26 protein-coding genes and 1 riboswitch are annotated in these 21798 nt (G+C 70.0%); of the genes, 17 read left to right on the forward strand and 9 right to left on the reverse strand.

Annotated elements, in window-relative coordinates; translation table 11 throughout:
- Positions 1-45: 45 nt before the first annotated feature.
- Positions 46-423 (reverse strand): glycine cleavage system protein GcvH, encoded by a 378-nt coding sequence (gene gcvH, locus K3769_RS17540; protein WP_267027356.1) that lies wholly within the window; start codon positions 421-423, stop codon positions 46-48.
- A 127-nt stretch (positions 424-550) separates the two neighbouring features.
- Positions 551-1678 carry a glycine cleavage system aminomethyltransferase GcvT gene (gene gcvT / locus K3769_RS17545; RefSeq protein WP_267027357.1) on the reverse strand — a complete coding sequence of 376 codons (1128 nt, stop codon included), beginning with the start codon at positions 1676-1678 and terminating at the stop codon, positions 551-553.
- A 163-nt stretch (positions 1679-1841) separates the two neighbouring features.
- A riboswitch (glycine riboswitch) is annotated at positions 1842-1958 on the reverse strand.
- A gap of 212 nt (positions 1959-2170) precedes the next feature.
- Here gcvT and K3769_RS17550 point away from each other — a divergent pair.
- The 11 genes from K3769_RS17550 to K3769_RS17600 all read left to right on the forward strand — a co-directional run bounded on the left by K3769_RS17550 (position 2171) and on the right by K3769_RS17600 (position 13679).
- Positions 2171-2839 carry an AAA family ATPase gene (locus K3769_RS17550; protein ID WP_267027358.1) on the forward strand — a complete coding sequence of 223 codons (669 nt, stop codon included), beginning with the start codon at positions 2171-2173 and terminating at the stop codon, positions 2837-2839.
- A gap of 74 nt (positions 2840-2913) precedes the next feature.
- Positions 2914-3699, forward strand: coding sequence for an enhanced serine sensitivity protein SseB (locus K3769_RS17555; RefSeq protein WP_267027359.1), 786 nt, complete (start codon positions 2914-2916; stop codon positions 3697-3699).
- A gap of 246 nt (positions 3700-3945) precedes the next feature.
- Positions 3946-4737, forward strand: a complete 792-nt coding sequence (locus K3769_RS17560) for an enhanced serine sensitivity protein SseB C-terminal domain-containing protein (protein WP_267027360.1) — start codon at positions 3946-3948, stop codon at positions 4735-4737.
- Between the two features lie 383 nt (positions 4738-5120).
- Positions 5121-6134, forward strand: coding sequence for an ABC transporter permease (locus tag K3769_RS17565; protein WP_267027361.1), 1014 nt, complete (start codon positions 5121-5123; stop codon positions 6132-6134).
- Positions 6135-6195: 61 nt separating this feature from the next.
- Positions 6196-7986, forward strand: a complete 1791-nt coding sequence (locus tag K3769_RS17570) for an ABC transporter substrate-binding protein (protein ID WP_267027362.1) — start codon at positions 6196-6198, stop codon at positions 7984-7986.
- Positions 7987-8103: 117 nt separating this feature from the next.
- Positions 8104-9102, forward strand: a complete 999-nt coding sequence (locus K3769_RS17575) for an ABC transporter permease (protein WP_267027363.1) — start codon at positions 8104-8106, stop codon at positions 9100-9102.
- Complete coding sequence (locus K3769_RS17580) at positions 9099-10196, forward strand: ABC transporter ATP-binding protein (protein WP_267027364.1); 1098 nt, start codon at positions 9099-9101, stop codon at positions 10194-10196. Before K3769_RS17575 ends, K3769_RS17580 begins: the two co-directional genes overlap by 4 nt.
- Before the next feature lie 14 nt (positions 10197-10210).
- Complete coding sequence (locus tag K3769_RS17585) at positions 10211-11443, forward strand: ABC transporter ATP-binding protein (RefSeq protein ID WP_308216361.1); 1233 nt, start codon at positions 10211-10213, stop codon at positions 11441-11443.
- A 120-nt stretch (positions 11444-11563) separates the two neighbouring features.
- On the forward strand, positions 11564-12226 hold the full coding sequence (locus K3769_RS17590) for a trimeric intracellular cation channel family protein (protein WP_267027366.1): 663 nt from the start codon (positions 11564-11566) through the stop codon (positions 12224-12226).
- A 105-nt stretch (positions 12227-12331) separates the two neighbouring features.
- Positions 12332-13198, forward strand: coding sequence for a thioesterase family protein (locus K3769_RS17595; RefSeq protein WP_267027367.1), 867 nt, complete (start codon positions 12332-12334; stop codon positions 13196-13198).
- A gap of 136 nt (positions 13199-13334) precedes the next feature.
- Positions 13335-13679, forward strand: coding sequence for a hypothetical protein (locus K3769_RS17600; protein ID WP_267027368.1), 345 nt, complete (start codon positions 13335-13337; stop codon positions 13677-13679).
- Positions 13680-13740: 61 nt separating this feature from the next.
- Here K3769_RS17600 and K3769_RS17605 read toward each other — a convergent pair whose 3' ends face one another.
- Entirely contained in the window at positions 13741-14367 is a 627-nt protein-coding gene (locus K3769_RS17605; RefSeq protein WP_267027369.1) for a TetR family transcriptional regulator, read from the reverse strand.
- 116 nt (positions 14368-14483) lie between these two features.
- Between K3769_RS17605 and K3769_RS17610 the strand changes: the two genes are divergently transcribed.
- From K3769_RS17610 to K3769_RS17620, 3 genes are all read left to right on the forward strand, one after another.
- Positions 14484-14648: a hypothetical protein gene (locus K3769_RS17610; protein WP_267027370.1), complete on the forward strand. Its 165-nt coding sequence runs from the start codon at positions 14484-14486 to the stop codon at positions 14646-14648.
- Positions 14649-14755: 107 nt separating this feature from the next.
- The gene (locus tag K3769_RS17615) at positions 14756-15028 is read left to right on the forward strand and encodes a DUF4190 domain-containing protein (protein ID WP_267027371.1); all 273 of its coding nucleotides are present in this window, start codon (positions 14756-14758) and stop codon (positions 15026-15028) included.
- Positions 15029-15142: 114 nt separating this feature from the next.
- Positions 15143-16312, forward strand: a complete 1170-nt coding sequence (locus K3769_RS17620) for a cysteine desulfurase family protein (protein WP_267027372.1) — start codon at positions 15143-15145, stop codon at positions 16310-16312.
- Between the two features lie 27 nt (positions 16313-16339).
- On the opposite strand, the gene K3769_RS17625 is transcribed toward K3769_RS17620, so the two are convergent.
- Positions 16340-17113: an N-acetylmuramoyl-L-alanine amidase gene (locus K3769_RS17625; protein WP_267027373.1), complete on the reverse strand. Its 774-nt coding sequence runs from the start codon at positions 17111-17113 to the stop codon at positions 16340-16342.
- Between the two features lie 60 nt (positions 17114-17173).
- Between K3769_RS17625 and mnmA the strand changes: the two genes are divergently transcribed.
- Entirely contained in the window at positions 17174-18307 is a 1134-nt protein-coding gene (gene mnmA / locus K3769_RS17630) for a tRNA 2-thiouridine(34) synthase MnmA (RefSeq protein ID WP_267027374.1), read from the forward strand.
- A 30-nt stretch (positions 18308-18337) separates the two neighbouring features.
- On the opposite strand, the gene K3769_RS17635 is transcribed toward mnmA, so the two are convergent.
- A complete protein-coding gene (locus tag K3769_RS17635; protein WP_267027375.1) occupies positions 18338-18688 on the reverse strand; it encodes a hypothetical protein in 351 nt (116 codons plus the stop codon).
- A gap of 94 nt (positions 18689-18782) precedes the next feature.
- On the reverse strand, positions 18783-19136 hold the full coding sequence (locus tag K3769_RS17640) for a hypothetical protein (protein ID WP_267031762.1): 354 nt from the start codon (positions 19134-19136) through the stop codon (positions 18783-18785).
- Between K3769_RS17640 and K3769_RS17645 the strand changes: the two genes are divergently transcribed.
- Positions 19056-19496, forward strand: coding sequence for a Scr1 family TA system antitoxin-like transcriptional regulator (locus K3769_RS17645; protein ID WP_372514964.1), 441 nt, complete (start codon positions 19056-19058; stop codon positions 19494-19496). The two genes, K3769_RS17640 and K3769_RS17645, sit on opposite strands and share 81 nt — an antisense overlap.
- On the opposite strand, the gene K3769_RS17650 is transcribed toward K3769_RS17645, so the two are convergent.
- From K3769_RS17650 to K3769_RS17660, 3 genes are read right to left on the reverse strand one after another with little or no spacing between them, the layout of a single operon-like run.
- Positions 19462-19680: a DUF397 domain-containing protein gene (locus tag K3769_RS17650; RefSeq protein WP_267027376.1), complete on the reverse strand. Its 219-nt coding sequence runs from the start codon at positions 19678-19680 to the stop codon at positions 19462-19464. The two genes, K3769_RS17645 and K3769_RS17650, sit on opposite strands and share 35 nt — an antisense overlap.
- A gap of 19 nt (positions 19681-19699) precedes the next feature.
- The gene (locus K3769_RS17655; RefSeq protein WP_267027377.1) at positions 19700-19903 is read right to left on the reverse strand and encodes a DUF397 domain-containing protein; all 204 of its coding nucleotides are present in this window, start codon (positions 19901-19903) and stop codon (positions 19700-19702) included.
- Positions 19904-19916: 13 nt separating this feature from the next.
- Positions 19917-20771 (reverse strand): helix-turn-helix domain-containing protein, encoded by an 855-nt coding sequence (locus K3769_RS17660; RefSeq protein ID WP_267027378.1) that lies wholly within the window; start codon positions 20769-20771, stop codon positions 19917-19919.
- A gap of 268 nt (positions 20772-21039) precedes the next feature.
- Between K3769_RS17660 and K3769_RS17665 the strand changes: the two genes are divergently transcribed.
- Positions 21040-21615, forward strand: a complete 576-nt coding sequence (locus tag K3769_RS17665) for an ATP-binding protein (RefSeq protein WP_372514965.1) — start codon at positions 21040-21042, stop codon at positions 21613-21615.
- Positions 21616-21798 lie beyond the last annotated feature (183 nt).

The following is a 21798-nucleotide window of genomic DNA, read 5'->3' on the forward strand; positions in this document are numbered from 1 at the left end:
GGTCTGGGGTCCTTAGCGAGGAGCCGGAAGGGCGGGGAGCCGGAGTCAGGAGCCGGAGAATTCGGCGTACTCGGCGGCGGAGAGCAGGTCCTTCGGCTCGTCCGTCACCCGTACCTTGAAGAGCCAGCCACCCTCGAAGGGGGCGGTGTTCACCAGCGCGGGGTCGTCCACGACATCCTGGTTGATCTCGGTGATCTCACCGGTGACGGGCGAGTACAGGTCGCTGACCGACTTGGTCGACTCCAGCTCGCCGCAGGTCTCGCCCGCGGTCACCGCGGCACCGACCTCGGGGAGCTGGACGTACACCACGTCGCCGAGCGCGTTGGCCGCGTGCTCCGTGATGCCGACCGTCGAGACGCCGTCCTCGGCGCCCGACAGCCACTCGTGCTCCTTGCTGTAACGCAGCTCTTGGGGGTTGCTCATGGCGTGAATTCTCCTGTACGCGGGTGAGTGCTGATGCCGGGGGAGTACGGGTGAGCTGGGTGGATGTGCCCAGAATCACGTGTGGCGCCTGCCGACCGGCGTCACGGGCGGTGCTTGCGGACCAGTGTCACTTCCGGCGCTTGTAGAACGGCAGTGCCACGACCTCGTACGGCTCGTGACTGCCCCGGATGTCCACGCCGACACCGGTGGTGCCGGGCGCCGCGTGCTCCGCGTCGACGTACGCCATCGCGATCGGCCTGGCGAGCGTCGGCGAGGGCGCGCCGGAGGTGACCTCGCCGATCACCTTGCCGCCGGCGACGACGGGGTAGCCGGCGCGCGGGACCCGGCGGCCCTCGGCGATCAGACCGACCAGGACGCGCGGGGGCTGCGACTCGGCGCGGGCGGCGGCGGCGGACAGCGCCTCGCGGCCCACGAAGTCGCCCTCCTTCTCGAACTTCACGACCCGGCCGAGCCCCGCGTCGAACGGCGTGAGCGAGGTGCTCAGCTCGTGGCCGTACAGCGGCATGCCCGCCTCCAGGCGCAGGGTGTCCCGGCAGGAGAGCCCGCAGGGCGCGAGCCCGGCCGCGGCGCCGGCGTCGGTCAGCGCCTGCCACAGTTTCTCGGCGTCGGCCGGGGCGACGAACAGTTCGAACCCGTCCTCGCCGGTGTAGCCGGTGCGCGCGATCAGCGCCGGGACGCCCGCGACGGTGCCGGGCAGCCCCGCGTAGTACTTCAGGCCGTCGAGGTCGGCGTCGGTCAGGGACTTCAGGATGCCGGGGGACTCGGGGCCCTGCACGGCGAGCAGCGCGTACGCGTCCCGGTCGTCGCGCACCTCGGCGTCGAAGCCGGCGGCGCGCTCGGTGAGGGCGTCCAGGACCACCTGGGCGTTGGAGGCGTTGGCCACGACCATGTACTCGGTGTCGGCGAGGCGGTAGACGATCAGGTCGTCGAGGATGCCGCCGTCGGCCCGGCAGATCATCGTGTAGCGGGCCCGGCCGGTCTTCACCCCGCCGATGTTGCCGACCAGCGCGAAGTCCAGGAGCGCGGCGGCCTGCGGGCCGCTCACCGTGATCTCGCCCATGTGCGAGAGGTCGAAGAGACCGGCCCGGGTCCGGACGGCGAGGTGCTCGTCGCGCTCGGAGCCGTACCGCAGCGGCATGTCCCAGCCGGCGAAGTCGGTCATCGTCGCGCCCAGCGAACGGTGCAGGGCATCGAGCGCGGTGCGGCGCGGTTCAACGGAGGCGTTGCTGCTCATCGGCGGGGCTCCCAAGGCATGACGGCGAGGTCGTTCCTCCCCATCTGTCATCGGAACCTGAGAGGTTCGCCGTGGCCACCGGTGAACACCGGGGTCACTGACTTGCACCTTGGGTGGGGCCGACGCCCTGACGGTCAGGGGGCGGCCCGCTTTTCAGATGTGCCTCGTCCGCGCGGTAACGGGGGCCTGAGAGATTCAAGGGAGGGACTTGCTCCTTCGGCGCCCGGGCATTCGTACACCTGGGTGTACGTGTTTCCCGGAACTCTCCCGCGCGGATTCAAACGGCCGGTATGCAGTTGGCGGGCACATCATTGCACGCCCCCGGCCGGGGCAGCGGGCCGCGCGGGGTTCCGTGGGGGTAACCAGGGCGTTCACAGTGATCTGTGACGGGGCTGTGGCAGGACAAGAACAGAAACAGGGGGACCAGCGCATTACCTTCTCTTTACACTCGACGGAGATGGGTCTGCCGACCCCATGGGGAGGACGATCAGGGTGAACAGGACCACGGCGTACGCGACCAGTTCGGGCATCGCGCTGCCCAAGCAGCCACCCGCTCCGGCCAGGGAGGCGTGCGATCCGCTGGTGACGCCCGTCGTCCGCGATCTGCGGGCCCGCTCGGGACACAGCCCGCACGGTCTGCGCTTCGGCGCGGCCGATCTGGTGGTGGTCACGGGCCTGCCGGGCAGCGGCAAGTCGACCCTGATGCGCCGGGCGGTGACCGGCCGCCGCGTCGACTCCCAGGACACCCGCGACCGCTGGGACGAGCGCCTGGCCCGCTTCCTGCCGTACGCGGTCTACCGGCCCCTCGTGCGCGCCGCGCACTACGCGGGTCTGCGCCGCGCCCTGCGCTCCGGCGAGGGCGTCGTCGTGCACGACTGCGGTACGCAGGCCTGGGTGCGCAGCTGGCTGGCGCGGGACGCCCGGCGCCGCGGCGGCACCCTGCACCTGCTGCTCCTCGACGTCGATCCCGGCACGGCCCTGGACGGCCAGCGCGAGCGCGGCCGGGGCGTCTCGCGGTACGCGTTCGCGCGCCACCGCGGCGCGGTCGGCCGGCTGCTGCGCTCGGTGGAGAAGGGCGACCTCCCGGAGGGCTGCGGCTCCGCGGTGCTCGTCGACCGTGCCGCGGCGGACGTACTGCGCCGCATCGACTTCGGCGACTGAGGACGACGCGACGCAGGACGACTGACGACGACTAACCTCGTCAACCGCACAAGCGGTCGGAGCAGGCGGTGGAGATGGACTTCCAGGCACAGGACATTGCGGCACACGCGCACCCCCACACGGGATGGCCGGGCAACGAGCTGGAGGAGGTGCTGGCCGCCTCCCTGGGGCTCCCTCCGTCGCCCTCGACGGGGGCCCGGATCGTGGAGGTCCTGGGGCGCAGCTTCATCTGGGTGCCGCTGCCGGAGGGGGGCGGCCCGCACAGCGGACCGCTCGACCTGCCCACGATCGAGCTGGCCGGGCAGGCGTACGTGCCGGTCTTCACCTCGGAGCAGCAGTTCCGCCAGGTCGTCGGCGACCACATGGCGTACACGGTGGCGCCCGCCGTGGAGTTCGCGCGCGGTCTGCCGCCCCAGGCCGGCATCGTGCTCAATCCGGACGGCACGGTCGGGATGCCGGTGCCCCCGGCCGCCGTCGCCGAGCTGTGCCGGGCCGGCCGGACCGAACTGGACGGGCCCGCGAGCGGCGGCCGGGTCCGGCTCTTCCAGCCGGACTGGCAGGACGACCCGGTGGACTTCCTGGCCGCGGCCTCGGCGGAGTTCGAGGCGACCGGCCTGGTGCTGAGCGCCCGGCGCTGTCTGGCGAGCATCGAGGGCGGCGACACCGTGATGTTCGTCGGCGTGGAGGTGACCCACTGGGACGAGAACGCGCGCACCCTCCCCCTGGACGCCCTGGGCCGCGCCCTCGGCAGGATCCCCCTGCCCCACCCGGTGAACCTGGTCTTCCTCGACGTGGCCCAGGACCCGGTGGGCCACTGGCTCCGGGACGAGGTCCGGCCGTTCTACACCCGGGCGTTCTGAGGCGGGCCGTTCCGGGGCCGCCCGCAGGGTGCGCCCGGCCCCACACGGCCCGCACCCGACAGCGCACGGAGAGTCCCGAGCTCAGAACACCAAACCCGGCGGAGCGCAACGGTGCTGTCGGGATCGCCACTTAAGCTGGTTTCATGGCTCGGTCGGAGTGGTGCGATGTTCAAGTGAACGGGGCACCCCGTCGCATGCGAACCGTAGGACCGGTATGTCAGTGATGTCGCGAAGGGGCGGTAGAAGGTGAGCGCGTCGGGCACGGCCGCGGCCGGGCAGGTCGAGCACATGCTGCGCCAAGTGACGCCCGGGCGTTACGACGCCTACGAGGCGCTCCTGCGCGCGCTGGCGACCCCGCCGTCCGGCCAGGTGTGGATGCTGCTCTGGCACGGCCAGGCGGGCTCGCCCGACGCCCAGTACGGGAACATGGAGGTCGAGGGCTTCGGCTACGCCCCCTGTGTGACCTCCGCCCAGGAGCTCTCGGCCAGCGGCTGGAGCCGTTCGTACGAGGTGGCCGACGGGCTCGACGTGGCCCGCACCCTGTACCCCGACCACTACGGCCTCTGGCTGAACCCGCACGCCCCGGGCGGCGGTGTCGGCATCCCCTGGCTCGATCTGCGGCGCATCGCCACCGGCCTGGAGCGGCAGCCCGCGGGCCCGCTGCGGCTGTCCGAGCCCGGCATCGAGATCCCGCAGTTCTACGCCCTGCTCACCCAGAACGCGCACCGGACGGCCGCCGTCCGCTCGCTGCGCCGCGCCTGGGTGCAGCCCGCGCTCGGCGCCCCGTACCTCGCCATCGGGCTCGATGTGTACGACACCAGCCCGCCGGCCGTGGACTCGGTGCGGGCGATGATGCAGCAGTCGATCGGCGCGGTGCCGGACGGGCTGCCGGTGTCGACCGTGGCGATGTCCGACGAGTACGACCCGGTGGCTCTGTGGCTGCGCGCCAACGCGCGGCCGTTCTACGACCGGGAGGCGCACGCGGCTCCCGTCCAGGCGCCGGCGGCGGGCGGTTACGGATTCCCCTCCGCGTACTGAGATGATCTGTGCGGACACGGTCCACCCGCCCGGGTGGGCGTGATCCGTCAGAGGGAGTCCACACAGTGGAGCGTCCGCTCCCGCACCCGTACCGCCCCTGGGTGGTATGTCCCGATCTACGCGGGTAAATGGGTTGCGAGGCACCTTTCGCCCCCATTGTCATGTGTCCGCCCCCCGTTACCCGGCGTTCGGATAACGGAACCCTCCTGACGGCATCACGGTTACGCATCCATTCGCCTTGAAGTCTGGCTTCAGATCACCGAGGCGTTGAAGACTCCCCGTCCAGGGGGTTTAAACCTCCAGATGTGTACGACGGACTGATCACGCCGCTACAGCGGCAAGCGTGGGCCGGCTACCGCCGGTTGAGAGGGGTCCCTGCCACGATGACGGCACCATTGCACGAGCCGACGGCCGAAGCCGCGCCGAGCGCGGCCGAAGAGGCGGCGCTCGTTGCCGGCTCCGCCGAGGCGAAGGCGGTACAAGGACGTTCCCTCGGCCGCATCGCCTGGGAGCGCCTGAAGCGGGACAAGCTGGCCCTGGCGGGCGGCATGGTCGTTCTCCTGCTGATCCTTGTCGCGGTGTTCGCCCCGCTGATCGCGAACCTGGTCGGCCAGGATCCCGAGACGCACCACGAGGACCTGATCGACCCGCTCTTCTCGACCCCCACCGGGTCCCTCGGCGGCATCAGCGGGGACCACCTCCTCGGTGTCGAACCCGTCAGCGGCCGCGACATCTTCGCCCGCATCGTCTACGGCGCCCGGATCTCCCTGCTGGTCGGCTTCCTGTCGGCCCTGGTGGCCGTGGTGCTCGGCACGGTCCTCGGTGTGCTCGCCGGCTTCTTCGGCGGCTGGGTCGACGCCGCCGTCAGCCGCGTGATGGACGGCCTGCTGGCCTTCCCGCAGCTGCTCTTCATCATCGCGCTGGTCTCGGTCATGCCGAACGAGATGCTGGGACTGACCGGCACGGGCGTGCGCCTGTTCGTGATGATCCTGGTGATCGGCTTCTTCGGCTGGCCCTACGTCGGCCGCGTGGTGCGCGGCCAGACGCTCTCCCTGCGGGAGCGCGAGTACGTGGAGGCCGCGCGCAGCCTCGGAGCCGGACGGTTCTACATCCTGTTCAAGGAGCTGCTGCCCAACCTGGTCGCGCCGATCATCGTGTACACGACGATGATGATCCCGACCAACATCCTCACGGAGGCGGCGCTCAGCTTCCTGGGCGTCGGCGTCAAGCCGCCGACCGCCTCGTGGGGCCAGATGCTCTCCTCGGCGATCGACTACTACGACTCGGACCCCATGTACATGGTGATCCCGGGTGTGGCGATCTTCATCACCGTGCTCTCCTTCAACCTCTTCGGCGACGGCGTGCGTGACGCGCTCGACCCGAAGGGCTCCCGCTGAACTGCCGTACCCCCATGGGCCCGTCATCTGTCGACGGGCCGCTACATATCGGAGGATCCGAGTGAGTACCCAACGCACCACAGGGCGGCGCAAGCAGGCCGTGGCCGCCGCAGCCGTGGTCGCTGCACTGCTGTCCACGGCGGCGTGCGGCGGCGGCAACGACGACGACGGGGGCGGTTCGAAGAGCGGCGCGGCCGGCTTCGACGCTGCGAACAACAAGGTCGCCCAGGCCTCTGCGGCCAAGAAGGGCGGCACGCTGAAGTTCGCGGCCGCCCAGGACGCCGACTCGTGGGACACCACGCGCGGTTACTACGGCTTCATGTGGAACTTCAGCCGGTACTACAGCCGCCAGCTGGTGACCAACGCCACGGAGCCGGGTGCCAAGGGTGCCGCGGTCACGCCGGACCTCGCCGAGAAGACCGCCACGGTCTCCGACGACGGCAAGACCTACACGTACACGCTGCGTGACGGCATCACCTGGGAGGATGGCAAGCCCATCACTTCCAAGGACGTCAAGTACGGCATCGAGCGTGCGTGGGCGCAGGACGTGCTCTCGGGTGGTCCGATCTACCTTCAGGAGGTCCTCGACCCGAAGAAGGAGTACAAGGGCCCCTACAAGGACAAGTCCTCGGACAAGCTCGGTCTGAAGGCGATCCAGACGCCGGACGACAAGACCATCGTCTTCAAGCTGCCCGAGGCGAACTCGGACTTCGAGGAGATGCTCGCGCTGACCTCGGCGTCCCCGGTCCGCCAGGACAAGGACACCAAGTCGAAGTACGGCCTGAAGCCGTTCTCGTCCGGCCCGTACAAGTTCGAGTCGTACACGCCGAACAAGAGCCTGATCCTGGTCCGCAACACCGAGTGGAAGCAGGCTTCCGACCCGGTCCGCAAGGCGTACCCGGACAAGATCACGGTCAACTTCTTCACCAACGCCAATGACATGGACCAGCGTCTGATCAACGGCGACTACGACCTGGACCTCGGTCAGACCGGTCTCTCCCCGCAGGGCCGCACCAACGCCCTGAAGCAGCACAAGGCGAACCTGGACAACCCGGTCTCCGGCTACATCCGCTACGCGGTCTTCCCGCAGAGCGTCAAGCCGTTCGACAACGAGCACTGCCGCAAGGCCGTGATCTACGGTGCCGACCACGAGTCGCTCCAGACCGCTCGTGGCGGCCCGGTCGCCGGTGGTGACATCGGTACCAACATGCTGCCGCCGTCGGTCCCGGGCTCCGAGGGTCAGAAGTACGACCCGTACGAGTCGGCCACGACGAACAAGAACGGCAACGTCGCCAAGGCCAAGGAAGAGCTCAAGGCCTGCGGCAAGCCGAACGGCTTCAAGACCACCATCGCGGTCCGCAACAACAAGCCCGTCGAGGTCGCCACGGCCGAGTCCCTCCAGGCCTCGCTGAAGAAGGTCGGCATCACCGTCGACATCGACCAGTTCGACGGTGCCCAGACCACCGGCATCATCGGTAGCCCCTCGAACGTGAAGAAGAAGGGCTACGGCATCATCATCATGGGCTGGGGCCCGGACTTCCCGTCCGTCCAGGGCTACGGTCTGCCCCTGTGGAGCGGCGACTACATCCTTGAGAGCGGCAACAACAACTTCGCCCTGATCAAGGACAAGAAGATCGACGGTCTCTTCAAGGACTACACGAAGGAACTGGACGACACGAAGAAGGCCGCGATCTCCACGGAGATCAACCACAAGGTCATGGAGGGCGGCTACTACCTGCCCTTCGTCTTCGAGAAGTTCATCAACTGGCGCTCGAACCGTCTGGCGAACGTCTACACCTCCGACGGTTACAGCGGTCAGTACGACTTCGTGAACCTCGGCCTCAAGAAGTAACACCGACCGGCGCACCCGCCATACGGCACGAAAGGCAGGTGAAGGCCGGCGCGGCGTGACCCGCGGGCCACCGGACGACCTCCGGTGGCCCGCGGCCCCGCCGCCGGGCCGAGAGCAGTGCTCGCATACCTCATCAGGCGGCTCTTCGCCGCCGCAGTGATGCTGGTGATCATCATTCTGGTGGTCTTCGGTATCTTCTTCCTCGTCCCCCGCTGGGCGGGCGTGGACCCGGCCACGATGTTCGTCGGCAAGCAGGCGGACCCTGCGGCCATCGAGGCCGTGCGGCAGAAGCTCGGTCTGGCAGACCCGATCTTCGCCCAGGTCTGGGAGTTCTTCAAAGGCCTGTTCGTAGGCCGTACGTACTCCGGTGGCGGCGACGTCACCAAGTGCGCGGCGCCCTGCTTCGGTTACTCCTTCCGCAGCGAGCAGGCCATCTGGCCGGTGCTCACCGACCGCTTCCCAGTGACCCTGGCCCTCGCGCTCGGTGCCGCCGTACTGTGGCTGATCTTCGGTGTCGCGGCCGGTGTGCTGTCCGCGCTCAAGCGCGGATCCCTCTGGGACCGCGGTGCGATGATCATCGCCCTCGGCGGCGTCTCGCTCCCCATCTACTTCACCGGTCTGCTGTCGCTCGCGATCTTCAGTTACGGACTGGGCTGGATCGACGCCCAGTACGTGCCGCTCGAAGAGAGCTTCACCGGCTGGTTCGGCGGCATGATCCTGCCCTGGGTCACGCTCGCCTTCCTCTACGCCGCGATGTACGCCCGTATCACCAGAGCCACCATGCTGGAGGTCCTGGGCGAGGACTACATCCGGACGGCCCGTGCCAAGGGTCTGACCGAGCCCGTCGTCATCGGAAAGCACGCGATGCGTTCCACCATGACGCCGATCCTCACCATGCTCGGCATGGACCTGGGCGCGCTGATCGGTGGCGCGATCCTCACCGAGACCACCTTCAGCCTTCCCGGCCTCGGCCAGGCCGTCCTCAAGGCCATCAGCGACAAGGACCTGCCCATCATCCTGGGCGTCACGCTGATCACCTCGCTCGCGGTGATCGTCGCGAACCTGCTGGTGGACCTGCTGTACGCCGTGATCGACCCCCGAGTGAGGCTCTCATGACCGAACTCAGCAAGAGCGGAGCCGCCGTGGGGGAGCCCGTCAAGGACTCGCCCGCGCCCTCCGCCTTCCTCGAAGTCCGCGACCTCAAGGTGCACTTCCCGACCGACGACGGACTGGTCAAGTCCGTCGACGGGCTCAGCTTCTCGCTGGAGAAGGGCAAGACCCTCGGCATCGTGGGCGAGTCGGGTTCGGGCAAGTCGGTGACCTCGCTCGGCATCATGGGCCTGCACACGGCCGGTCAGTACGGCAAGCGCAAGGCGCAGATCTCCGGCGAGATCTGGCTGGACGGCACGGAACTGCTCTCCGCCGACCCCGACCACGTGCGCAAGCTGCGTGGCCGCGAGATGGCGATGATCTTCCAGGACCCGCTGTCGGCGCTGCACCCGTACTACACGATCGGCCAGCAGATCGTGGAGGCCTACCGGATCCACCACAAGGTCGACAAGAAGACGGCCCGCCGGCGGGCCGTCGAGATGCTCGACCGCGTCGGCATCCCGCAGCCGGACAAGCGCGTGGACAGCTACCCGCACGAGTTCTCCGGCGGTATGCGCCAGCGCGCCATGATCGCGATGTCGCTGGTCAACAACCCCGAACTGCTGATCGCGGACGAGCCGACGACCGCCCTGGACGTGACCGTCCAGGCGCAGATCCTCGACCTCATCCGGGACCTGCAGAAGGAGTTCGGCTCCGCGGTCATCGTCATCACCCACGACCTGGGCGTCGTCGCCGAACTCTCCGACGACATCCTGGTGATGTACGGCGGGCGCTGCATCGAGCGGGGTCCGGCCGAGAAGGTCTTCTACGAGCCCAAGCACCCCTACACCTGGGGCCTGCTGGGTTCGATGCCGCGGCTCGACCGTGAGCAGACCGAACGGCTGATCCCGGTCAAGGGCTCGCCGCCCTCGCTGATCAACCTCCCGTCGGGCTGCGCGTTCAACCCGCGCTGCGCGTACGCGGACGTCCCCAAGGACAACGTCACCCGCACGGTCCGCCCCGAGCTGTCCGAGGTCGGCAGCCAGCACTGGGCCGCCTGCCACATGACGCAGGAGCAGCGGGAGCGGATCTGGACCGAAGAGATTGCGCCCAAGCTGTGAGCGAGGACAAAGCTGTGACCCCTTCCGCGCAGAGTGGTGGCGCGACCCTCACCAAGGACGCCGCGCCCGGCGAGACGCTCCTGAAGGTGACCGGTCTGCAGAAGCACTTCCCGATCCGCAAGGGCCTGCTCCAGCGGCAGGTCGGCGCGGTGCGGGCGGTCGACGGCCTCGACTTCGAGGTCAAGTCCGGCGAGACCCTGGGTGTCGTGGGCGAGTCCGGCTGCGGCAAGTCGACGATGGGCCGGCTGATCACGCGGCTGCTCGAACCGACCGCGGGCACCGTGGAGTTCGAGGGCAGGGACATCACGCACCTCGGGGTCGGCGCGATGCGCCCGATGCGCCGTGACGTCCAGATGATCTTCCAGGACCCGTACTCGTCGCTGAACCCGCGCCACACCATCGGCACGATCGTCAGCGCCCCCTTCAAGCTCCAGGGCGTCACGCCCGCGGGCGGTGTCAAGAAGGAGGTCCAGCGGCTGCTGTCGGTGGTCGGGCTCAACCCCGAGCACTACAACCGCTACCCGCACGAGTTCTCCGGCGGCCAGCGCCAGCGCATCGGCATCGCCCGCGCGCTCGCGCTCAACCCGAAGATGGTCGTGGCGGACGAGCCGGTCTCCGCGCTCGACGTGTCGATCCAGGCGCAGGTGGTGAACCTGCTGGACGACCTCCAGCAGGAGCTCGGCCTCACGTACGTGATCATCGCGCACGACCTGTCCGTCGTACGCCACGTCTCGGACCGTATCGCCGTGATGTACCTCGGCAAGATCGTCGAGCTGGCGGACCGCGACTCGCTGTACAAGGCGCCGATGCACCCGTACACCAAGGCGCTCATGTCCGCGGTGCCGATCCCGGACCCGCGGCGCAAGTCGGCCAAGAGCGAGCGCATCCTCCTCCAGGGAGACGTGCCCTCGCCGATCGCGCCGCCGAGCGGCTGCCGCTTCCACACCCGGTGCTGGAAGGCCACGCAGATCTGCACGACGACCGAGCCGCCGCTCCTGGAGCTGAAGGTCGGTCAGCAGGTCGCCTGCCACCACCCGGAGAACTTCGAGGACCAGGCACCGCAGGACACCGTGCTGCTGACCGTCGCGAAGAAGGCGGCGGAGCTGGTGGCCGACGAGGTGCTCGCGGAGTCCGCGGCGACCTCGGCGGCGGTGGCGGCGGAGGTCACGGCCACCCCGGCCGAGACGCCCGCCGAGACCCCGGCGGCGACCGAGCCCGAGGGCGACGCTCCCGCCAAGGAGAAGTAGGGCCCGGAAGCAGCAGGGCCCTGAAGCAGTGGGGCCCGACAGAGATAAGTAAGACAAGTAACACCGAGCCCCCGCCTTGTAATGCAAGGCGGGGGCTCGGCGCTGGGTGAGAATGCAGAGGTGTTCCAGCAACTCTTCACTCCCTCCGTCCAGCACACCCTCGAACTCGTCGGCATCTTCTTCTTCGCGATCTCCGGCGCGCTGCTCGCCGTGCGCAAGAACTTCGACGTCTTCGGCATGGCCGTCCTCGCGGAGGTCACCGCGCTGGGCGGCGGCCTGTTCCGTGACCTGATCATCGGGGCGGTGCCGCCCGCGGCCTTCACCGACCTCGGGTACTTCCTCACCCCGCTCCTCGCCACCCTGCTCGTGTTCTTCCTCCACCCCGAGGTGGAACGGATCCAGCTCGGCGTGAACGTCTTCGACGCGGCCGGCCTCGGCCTCTTCTGCGTCTCCGGCACGACGAAGGCGTACGAGTACGGGCTCGGCCTCACCGCCTCCGCGACCCTCGGGCTCGCCACGGCCGTCGGCGGCGGTGTGCTGCGGGACGTCCTCGCCAACGAGGTGCCGTCGCTGCTGCGCTGGGACCGAGACCTGTACGCCGTGCCCGCCATCGTCGGCGCCACGATGGTCGTCCTGTGCATCCGCTACGACGTGCTGAGCCCGTACACCTCGGGGCTCGCGGTCGGCACCGCCTTCGCGCTGCGACTGCTCGCGATGCGCTACCACTGGCGCGCGCCCCGGGCATGGCACCGGCGCTCGACGGCGGTGGAGGTGCCGGACTGAGTCCCTCGGTTCGTGGAAAGCGGGTTGTGTATGTGGGGGACGTGGTTCATCTGATCGACACATGGAAAGCTACCGCTTAGTAATCACTTGTTGTACCGTTCACGCATGCCAGAAGCAGCTTCCGCGCACGCGCTGCGGGCCAGGATCGGCGACAGCGAGTTCGACCGCGACACCGCGCTCACCCGCCGCGGCCCCGGCGTCTACGACATCGACCTGTCCGCCGGGTGGACGATCATCAGCGCCGTCAACGGCGGCTACCTCCTCGCCGTCCTGGGCCGCGCGCTCGCCGACGCCCTGCCGCACTCCGACCCGTTCACGATCTCCGCGCACTACCTGACGGCGTCCCGCCCGGGCCCCGCGGTCGTGCGCACCGACGTCGTACGCACGGGACGCACCCTCTCCACCGGCCAGGCGTCCCTCTTCCAGTACGACGACGAGGGCCACGAGGTCGAGCGGATCCGCGTCCTGGCCTCGTACGGGGACCTCGACGCCCTGCCCGACGACGTCCGTACGAGCGCGTCGCCACCCGCGATCCCGCCGATCGACCAGTGCTTCGGCGCCTCGGACAGCCCCGACGGCGCCCCCGTACCCGGCAGCTCCGCCATCACCGACCGGCTGATGCTCAAGCTCGACCCGAGCACGCTCGGCTGGGCCCTCGGGGCGCCGTCCGGCCGGGGCGAGATGCGCGCCTGGTTCGGCCTCGCCGACGGCCGCGACGCCGATCCCCTCTCGCTGCTCCTCGCGGTGGACGCGCTGCCGCCGACCGCCTTCGAACTCGGCCTGACCGGCTGGGTGCCCACCGTCGAACTGACCGTCCATGTACGCAGTCGGCCGGCGCCGGGGCCCCTGCGGATCGCCATCACCACCCGCAACCTCGCGGGCGGCTTCCTGGAGGAGGACGCCGAGGTCTGGGACGGCGCGGACCGGCTCGTCGCACAGTCGCGCCAGCTGGCCCGGGTACGGCTGGGCTGACCTCCGTACGCCGGTGGGGAAGTTGGGGCGTTCTTTGCCCTAGCCACAGGCGGAGCACAGCGCGGGCCCGAGTGGGGCCATGGATGGCTGGTTGCATGCGCCTCTCGGACTGCCCCCATCCCGCGGAGTTGCCTTCATGAAGCGTGTACGTCACGTCCCCGCCGTCGCCCTGCTGGCGCTCGCGCCCCTTCTGCTGACGGCCTGCGGCTCGGGCGACTCCTCCTCGGGCGGCGGCAACGGAACGTCGGCTCAGCCGAGTTGTCGACCGCCGTCGGGCGGACCGGGCGGCGGCGCGTCGGGGCGGCCGAGCGGGGCCCCGTCGGGGATGCCGTCCGGGATGCCCTCGGGGGCGCCCTCCGGCAAGGCTCCGTCGGGCGCGCCCTCCGGGATGCCCTCGGGGATGCCGAGCGGCGGCCCCGGCGGTCAGGGCGGCGGCTGCGGCCCCGAGGGCCAGGGGCAGGGTCAGCAGACGCAGGGCTGAAGTCGGGGGAGCGCAGGGCTCGGGGCGCGTACCAGACCGTCGTACGCGCCCCTCGCGTGTGTCAGCCCAGCCAGTGGCGGCGGCCGATGCTGATCAGCCGCATCCGGCGCCTCGCCACCCGGGCGACCCGGTCCTCCTCGTCGGGGTCGTCCGGGTCCGCCTCCAGGAAGGCGCTGGCGGTCATCAGCATCTGGTCGACGTACAGCCCGGCGAGCATCAGCAGGTCGTCGTCGCTCCAGCCCTCCGACTCGACCTGCCCGGCCAGTTCGGCCCGCACCTCGTCGGCGAACCGGTCCATCTGCTCCGCGATCGCGGCCCGTACCTTCTGCACCCCGCCGTTGCGCTCCCGGGCGATGAACCGGATGTGCGCCGGATACGCGCGCACATGACGGGCGATCAGGGCGACGACGCGGTCTATGCGTTCGTCGCTGTCGCCGGCCGTGGACACCGTGCCGGAGATCAGCGGGTGCAGGCTGCCCAGCGCCTCCTCGACCAGGGCGACGCCGAGGTCCGCGGTCGAGTGGAAGTGCCGGTAGAAGGCGGTCGGGGCGACGCCCGCGGCGCGGGTGACCTCGCGCAGGCCCATGCTGCTGAGGCTCTGCTCCTCCAGCAGGCCCAACGCGGCCTCCAGGAACGCCTGTCGGGTCTTCTGTTTCTGGGCCTGCCGGACGCCGAGACTGTGACTCATGCCATGCAGTAAACAACTGTTCTCCGTAGGGGGAAAGCCGTCGGGCGCGTTAGACTTCAGAGTCAGTGGACAACTGTTACCACAAGCGTTCACCGAATCGTCATGAGAGGCGACCGATGCTGTTCCTCGTCGCAGCCCTTCTGCTGCTGGGCGTCGTGCTGGGCACCGTGGCCCACGCACCGCTCTCCTTCACCGTGGTGGCCGCCGTGGTCATCGGCGTCTGGCTGGCGGTCTTCGCGGTCCGCGAGCGCCGGGGCCGCCGCCGCCCGACCGCGGGCTGACCGCCCGGCCCCGGGCCGGCCGCCCGACCGCGACCACCGCGCCACCTGTCCGCGGCCGACTGCGTGCGCCACCTGTCCACGTACGACTGCCTGCTGGGAGCAAACTCATGGAACTCACCACCACCGCCGCCCCGCGGAACCGGAGCGCCGCCCGGGACGCCGACGGTATGGCCGTCGCGTCCTTCATCCTGGGCCTGGTCGGACTGCTCGCGCTGAACGTGATCCTCGGCCCCGTCGCCATCGTGCTGGCCGCGTCGGCCCTCCTGAAGGGCACCACCCGCCGCGGACGCGCCTTCCTGGGCCTCGGCCTCGGCGTCGCCGACCTCGTGGTCCTGGTCGCCTTCATGTCGGCGGACAGCACCCTGTCCTGGAGTTTCTGAGCCCGGCGGAGCCCGGACGGACCCGGCCGGTCCCCGGTACGGACCACGGCCGAGGCGCAAACGGCCCCCACCCGACCAAGTCGGTCGAGAGTGGGCCCTAGAATCGGGCTCACCATGGCATACCTCGACCACGCCGCGACCACCCCCATGCTTCCGGAGGCGGCCCTGGCAATGACCGCCCAGTTCGCCGTCACGGGCAACGCCTCCTCCCTGCACGCGGCCGGCCGCCGCGCCCGCCGCACGGTCGAGGAGTCCCGCGAGACGCTGGCGGAATCCCTGGGCGCCCGCCCCAGCGAGGTGGTCTTCACCTCCGGCGGCACCGAGGCCGACAACCTCGCCGTGAAGGGCCTGTACTGGTCCCGCCGCGACGCAGGCCCGGCCCGCACCCGGATCCTGGCCAGCCCCGTCGAGCACCACGCCGTCCTGGACGCCGTCGACTGGCTCGGCGAGCACGAGGGCGCCACGGTCGAGTACCTACCGGTCGACCGGTACGGCCGCGTCCACCCCGAGGCCCTGCGCGAGGCCATCGAGCGCAACCCCCACGACGTCGCCCTCGCGACCGTGATGTGGGCGAACAACGAGATCGGCACGATCATGCCGGTGCGCGAACTCGCGAACGTGGCGGCCGAGTTCGGCGTCCCGCTGCACGCCGACGCCGTCCAGGCCTTCGGGCAGGTCCCCGTCGACTTCGGAGCCTCGGGACTGGCCGCGATGACCGTCTCGGGACACAAGATCGGCGGCCCGTACGGCATCGGCGCGCTGCTGCTCGGCCGCGCGTACAACCCCGTGCCCGTCCTGCACGGCGGGGGACAGGAGCGCCATGTGCGCTCCGGCACCCTGGACGTGCCCGCCGTCGCCGCGTTCGCCGTGGCGGGCCGGACCGCCGCCGAACAGCGGGAGTGGTTCGGCCGCGAGATCGGCGCGCTGCGCGACGACCTGGTCGACGCGGTCCGCGCGGCCGTGCCCGACGCGATCCTCGGCGGCGACCCGGCGGAGGGCGGCCGACTCCCGGCCAACGCCCACTTCACCTTCCCGGGCTGCGAGGGCGACTCCCTGCTCCTGCTGCTCGACGCCCAGGGCATCGAGTGCTCCACGGGCTCCGCGTGCACGGCGGGCGTGGCCCAGCCCAGCCATGTCCTCCTCGCTACCGGCACCGATCCGGACCTGGCCCGCGGCACCCTGCGCTTCTCCCTCGGCCACACGTCGACGGAGGCGGACGTGGAAGCGGTGGCGAAGGCGATCGGCCCGGCGGTGGAGAGGGCCCGGACGGCGGGACTGAGCTAGCGCGGGCCGCCCGCCCTCCGCGGGGGGTTACGCGCCGCGCTCGGCGGTCGGGGTGGCCTTCGGAGCGGCCGTCTCGCCGGCACGAAGGGCCCCGCTTGCGCTCGCGCTCCCGCTCGGGCTCGCGCTCGGACCGGCGGTCCGCTCGGCGTCCCGCTTCGCCGCCGCACGCGCCAGCGGTATGTACCGGTCCCAGTCCCAGTGCGGCCCGGGATCGGTGTGGTCGGTGCCCGGCACCTCGACGTGCCCGATGATGTGCTCACGGTCGACGGAGATGTCGTACCGGGCGCATATCCGGGCGGTGAGCCGCGCCGACGCCTCGTACATGGCGTCCGTGAAATCCTCCGGCCGGTCTACGAAGCCCTCGTGCTCGATGCCGACGCTGCGTTCGTTGAACTCGCGGTTGCCCGCGTGGAAGGCCACGTCCAGCTCGCGGATCATCTGCGTGATACGGCCGTCCTTGCCGACGATGTAGTGCGCGGCGGCGCCGTGACCGGGATCCTGGAAGACCTTCACGGCACTCTTGAAGCTGCCCTGCGTGACATGGATGATCACACGGTCTATGCCGAAGTCGTCGGGCCGGTCCGCCCGCCGCCAGTTCGCCGAGGACGCGGCCACCCAGCGCGCGCCCCCGAAGTCGACCTCGCCCTCCTTGCGCGGCTTCTCCACACCGGGAGTGCGCCACCACAGACGCCCCAGCTCGTCCCGGGCCAGCACGGCGGTGCCCACGGCGGCAGCGGCCCCGCCGATGAACAGCGCGCGGCGCGAGATGCCCCGGTCCGAGTCGTTCGTCGTCTCCCCCATGTGATCGTCAACGGATACTCGCGGGCTCCGGTTCCCGGGGACCCGTACCCTTGAGGGGTTATGACTGAGACCTCGCAGCGCCCCCGCCCCCTCCGCGTCCTGGCCGCCATGTCCGGCGGCGTGGATTCCGCCGTCGCCGCCGCCCGTGCCGCGGAGGCCGGGCACGACGTGACCGGTGTGCATCTCGCCCTCTCGGCGAACCCGCAATCGTTCCGCACGGGCGCGCGTGGCTGTTGCACGATCGAGGACTCGCGCGACGCCCGCCGGGCCGCGGACGTCATCGGCATCCCGTTCTACGTGTGGGACCTCGCCGAGCGCTTCCGCGAGGACGTGGTGGACGACTTCGTGGCGGAGTACGAGGCGGGTCGCACCCCCAACCCCTGCCTGCGCTGCAACGAGAAGATCAAGTTCGCGGCCCTGCTGGACAAGGCCCTCGCCCTCGGCTTCGACGCGGTCTGCACGGGCCACTACGCGAAGGTGCTGGTGAACGAGGACGGCACGCGCGAGCTGCACCGCGCCTCCGACATGGCGAAGGACCAGTCGTACGTGCTGGGCGTCCTGGACGACCGCCAGCTCGCGCACGCGATGTTCCCGCTGGGCGACACGGTGACGACGAAGGACGAGATCCGGGCGGAGGCCGAACGCCGCGGCCTGGCCGTCGCCAAGAAGCCGGACTCGCACGACATCTGCTTCATCGCCGACGGCGACACCCAGGGCTTCCTGTCGAAGCGCCTGGGCAAGGCGGAGGGCGACATCGTCGACGAGTCGGGCGCGGTGGTCGGCAGCCACGAGGGGGCGTACGGCTTCACGATCGGCCAGCGCAAGGGCCTGCGCATCGGCACGCCGGCCGCCGACGGCAAGCCGCGCTACGTCCTGGACATCTCACCGGTGAACAACACGGTGACGGTGGGCCCGGTGGCGGCCCTGGACGTGAGTGGGCTTACGGCCATCAAGCCCCGCTGGTGCGGCGCGGCCCCGACGGGCCCCGGCACGTACACGGCCCAGCTCCGCGCCCACGGCGGCGAGACGGAGGTCCGCGCGGAACTGGTGAACGACACCCTGGAGGTCACCTTCACGGAGCCGGTCCGCGGAGTGGCCCCCGGCCAGGCGATCGTCCTGTACGACGACACGCGGGTGGTGGGCTCGGCGACGATCGCGACGACTGTGCGGGCGGCGGTCGCCAACGCGGGCTGAGGCTCCGACGGACCGCGCGGCGACCGCCCCTCAGCGTTCGTCGCGCATCGCCTGGAGACAGCCGGTCGCCGCGCGCAGGAACTCTTCACGCGCCCCCTTGAAGGCCTTCCAATCCGGATTGCTTCCATGCCCCTTGTGTATCGCGGCCAACTGCGTCAGTACGGCATGCCCCTCCTCGACCGGGCCGATCCCCTCCACCTCGATCACGGTGAAGGCGCCCCGCGTCGCGGCGTAGGCCGCGTCGACCGCGGCCACCGCGGCACTCTCGTCGGCGTAGCGCCCGTCCACCCGATGCCACGCCACATGGGATTCCGCGTCGGCAGCCACGAGGAAGGCGGCGTACGCGTCACGCCGCGCGAGGTACAACGACACGTCATCCATGGTCACTCCCGGGCGAGGGCATAGCGGACGCCGCAACGCTACCCAGCGCGGCGCGGCGTCGGCTCCGGAATCGCTGCCGGTCGCCGGTCGCCGGTCAACATCGCGTGCCGCTCACCCCCGGGTTGTGATAGCGCACCGACTGGTGAGGAGAGGGCAGAGGCCGGTTCAACAGACCTCCGTCGCTGGTCGGCGTGCACGCGGCATCCGGCGCGCACACTGTCTGTGGCGCGCACGTCTCGAACGACGGATTGCACTCGGGGAGGCACGTGGGCCGATCCGAGGTGGCCGTGTCCGGGAAGACGGTTTCGAGTTCGGCCCGCGCGGCACGCATGGCGACACCGCTGAAGATCTGCTCCAGAGGGCGCTCATGCACGTTGCCCACGGTCATCCATCGCGAGAAGACGAAGAAGCAGTACGAGCCCGGATGCAGCGACAGGACCTGCTGCACGACCCGCACAAACGGTTCAAGATCCTGATCGGGGAGCCGGCGCTTCGTTCTCTGATCTGCTCTCCGTCAGTGCTCGCCGTCCAACTGGACCGCCTCTCGCGCCTGATCGGCATGGACACCATCGAACTCGGTGTCGTCCCGATGGCCGCCCCACTGAGAATCCCGCCCACCGGCGGCTTCTGGATCCATGACGAGCGGCTGGTCACGGTGGAGGTCTGGCACGCGGACCTGTGGGTCGACGACAGGGACTCCATCGCCACCTATCTGCGCACGTGGCACACGCTCCGGGACTCCGCGGTGTACGGGGCTGACGCACAGAACCTGATCAACGCGGCGTGGCGCGCACTGAGCGGGACGTAGACGGCACGGTGGCCGTCTTTATCCCGCGTATGAGTGACAGGAGGGTGCGCTGGTCCGTCGCCAGGACCTCGGTGGGGCTGTCGTTTTCGCGGAGGGCGACGCCGTTCGTGGTCGCGGCGACTTCTACGCAGTTGTTGCCGCCGTCGCCCGAGAACGAGGAGCGCTGCCACCTCACTTGGGTCACGTCTGGGTTCGCCTCGCTGTCAGGGGCGCGAAGCCCGGAGCGGCATGGTGGCCGTCTTTATCCCGCGTATCAGCGACAGGAGGGTGCGCTGGTCCGTCGCCAGGACCTCGGTGGGGCTGTCGCTTTCGCGGAGGGCGGCGCCGTTCGTGGTCGCGGCGACTTCTACGCAGTTGTTGCCTCCTCCGCCGCAGAAGGACGACCGTTGCCAGGTGACCTGAGCCATGTCCGGGTTCCCCTCAGAGTGCGTGCGCGATGGTCCGGATGAACTTCTGTGACTCGTCGGCGGGCAGCGCCGACTGTTCCATCAGGTCCAGAAGAGCACGATAGTTCGCCAGAAGGGCAGGGGCATCCACGAACTGGGCGCCGAGCGTGGTGTCCAGTTGCACGGTGTCCAACTGCTGTACCGGGCCCTCGGCGTAGAGGACTGATTGCCCCGCTCCATGAAAGGCTCCGGCGCTGAAAGGGATCACGAGCAGCGTCACATGATCGCGATCGGCCGCGTCCGCAAGGTGTTCGAGCTGGGCCCGCGCGACGTCGCGTCCGCCGAACTCCAGCCGCAGAGCGGCCTCATGGATGATTCCGACGTACGGCGTCGGGTTCTGGCCGTTGAGGATGCCCTGTCGCCTGAGTCGGTGTTCGACCCGTAGCTCGACTTCCAATCGCCGCAGTTTGGGAACCGAGAACTCAAAGATGGCCCGTGCGTGGTCCTCCGTCTGGAAGAGGCCCGGAAGGTGAACCGTCTGCGCTGTGCGAATGCGGGTGGCGAAGTGCTCGACCTCCGAGACCTCCAGGTGGCCGTCGGGGAGCTTCCCCCGGTACTCGTCCCACCAGTAGGTGGCTCGGCGCGGTCCCGCCACCGCTGCCAGGGCGTCGACGAGCGCAGGGTCCGGGCACCTGTAGAGGCACGCAATCTGGCGTACTCGCTCCTCGCTGAGGCCGGTGCGTGCCGCTTCGACGTTGGAGATCATCGTCCGGTCCGACCCGAGCAGTGAGGCCGCTTCCTGAATGGAGATGCCCGCCTGCTCGCGCAACCGGCGCATCTCCGAGGCCAGGCGCCGTTTGCGGTGCGTGAGTGGGGTTCTTGGGGCCATGGTTCCTCTCTCATGCGCGCAAACAGTGTGCCCGCCCTGATGTGGTGATTTTAGTGAGTATGGCAATAGTTCACTAGAACGTGGAGATTGCACTCACTAGTGAGTCTTTGTGCTCTACGGTGTGACTCGCGCCACTTCGATTCCTGCTGGAGTCGGAAACGTACCGCCCCTCCCGTCTGCCCGAAGGTGTAGTCGTCGTGGGAGCGGCCGAACAGCTCGTGGCGCACGCCCACTTGTAGTCACGACCGCGCGCCCTCGGAGATGCCCCGTGAGCACAGAGCACGACCGGAGTCACCACCCGACCGGCCCTCCTGCCCCCGACTACCTCCTCCCCGCCCTCGACCCCCTGACCGGTCTCCCGGACCCTCCGCCCCTTTCCTTCACCGCGCCCTGGCACTACGAACTGCGCTTCCCCTGCGACCCGCGGGGCCCTGGCATCGCCCGTCTGACGCTGCGCGCCGTTCTGGACGCTCACGGTCTTCACGAACTCAACGACCGGGCCGAGCTGTTGACGTCGGAGCTGGCGACCAACTCCGTACGGCACACGAAGGGCCCCGCCTCCGTACGGCTCCAGTGGCTGCACCCCGTACTGCGGGTCAGTGTCTGGGACATGAGCCCGGACCTGCCGACGCTGCCCGGACCACTGGGCGCGCTGCCCGCGTCACCCGGGGCCCATGCGGTCGGCGGCCGAGGCCTGCTGATCCTGGGCATGGTCGCCGACCGGTGGGGCGGTTGCGCCATAGGCGGTGAGCCGATGGGGCCGGGCGGCAAGACACTCTGGTTCGAGCTGAACCTGCCCGTTCCACCGCCGAACGGCACCCTCGCACCCGCACTCGTCGCCTGACCCGGACAGCCCGCCGGCCTACCGGAGTACGAGGCTCTGTTACGGACGTCGGAGCCCGCCCGGCAAACCCGCGCGGGCCTGTTCTTGATCAGGCCCGGCCAGGGCCGCCTCGGCCGTTGGAGCGGATTACCCGGGGAAGTCCCCGCCCGGGCCACGAATCGGACGCCGGTCGCCCGCAGTCTG

Origin of the sequence: Streptomyces ortus (assembly GCF_026341275.1) — a bacterium.
Lineage (GTDB): Bacteria > Actinomycetota > Actinomycetes > Streptomycetales > Streptomycetaceae > Streptomyces > Streptomyces ortus.

What these genes read in the sequence shown, in the direction of transcription:
- gcvH (WP_267027356.1), bottom strand. Translation starts at nt 423, where the DNA reads ATGAGCAACCCCCAAGAGCTGCGTTACAGCAAGGAGCACGAGTGGCTG.
- K3769_RS17645 (WP_372514964.1), top strand. Translation starts at nt 19,056, where the DNA reads ATGCACGTTGCCCACGGTCATCCATCGCGAGAAGACGAAGAAGCAGTA.
- K3769_RS17600 (WP_267027368.1), top strand. Translation starts at nt 13,335, where the DNA reads ATGAAGCGTGTACGTCACGTCCCCGCCGTCGCCCTGCTGGCGCTCGCG.
- K3769_RS17655 (WP_267027377.1), bottom strand. Translation starts at nt 19,903, where the DNA reads ATGGCTCAGGTCACCTGGCAACGGTCGTCCTTCTGCGGCGGAGGAGGC.
- K3769_RS17580 (WP_267027364.1), top strand. Translation starts at nt 9,099, where the DNA reads ATGACCGAACTCAGCAAGAGCGGAGCCGCCGTGGGGGAGCCCGTCAAG.
- K3769_RS17555 (WP_267027359.1), top strand. Translation starts at nt 2,914, where the DNA reads ATGGACTTCCAGGCACAGGACATTGCGGCACACGCGCACCCCCACACG.
- K3769_RS17620 (WP_267027372.1), top strand. Translation starts at nt 15,143, where the DNA reads ATGGCATACCTCGACCACGCCGCGACCACCCCCATGCTTCCGGAGGCG.
- K3769_RS17605 (WP_267027369.1), bottom strand. Translation starts at nt 14,367, where the DNA reads ATGAGTCACAGTCTCGGCGTCCGGCAGGCCCAGAAACAGAAGACCCGA.
- K3769_RS17625 (WP_267027373.1), bottom strand. Translation starts at nt 17,113, where the DNA reads ATGGGGGAGACGACGAACGACTCGGACCGGGGCATCTCGCGCCGCGCG.
- K3769_RS17615 (WP_267027371.1), top strand. Translation starts at nt 14,756, where the DNA reads ATGGAACTCACCACCACCGCCGCCCCGCGGAACCGGAGCGCCGCCCGG.
- K3769_RS17595 (WP_267027367.1), top strand. Translation starts at nt 12,332, where the DNA reads ATGCCAGAAGCAGCTTCCGCGCACGCGCTGCGGGCCAGGATCGGCGAC.
- K3769_RS17635 (WP_267027375.1), bottom strand. Translation starts at nt 18,688, where the DNA reads ATGGATGACGTGTCGTTGTACCTCGCGCGGCGTGACGCGTACGCCGCC.
- mnmA (WP_267027374.1), top strand. Translation starts at nt 17,174, where the DNA reads ATGACTGAGACCTCGCAGCGCCCCCGCCCCCTCCGCGTCCTGGCCGCC.
- K3769_RS17660 (WP_267027378.1), bottom strand. Translation starts at nt 20,771, where the DNA reads ATGGCCCCAAGAACCCCACTCACGCACCGCAAACGGCGCCTGGCCTCG.
- K3769_RS17565 (WP_267027361.1), top strand. Translation starts at nt 5,121, where the DNA reads ATGACGGCACCATTGCACGAGCCGACGGCCGAAGCCGCGCCGAGCGCG.
- gcvT (WP_267027357.1), bottom strand. Translation starts at nt 1,678, where the DNA reads ATGAGCAGCAACGCCTCCGTTGAACCGCGCCGCACCGCGCTCGATGCC.
- K3769_RS17610 (WP_267027370.1), top strand. Translation starts at nt 14,484, where the DNA reads ATGCTGTTCCTCGTCGCAGCCCTTCTGCTGCTGGGCGTCGTGCTGGGC.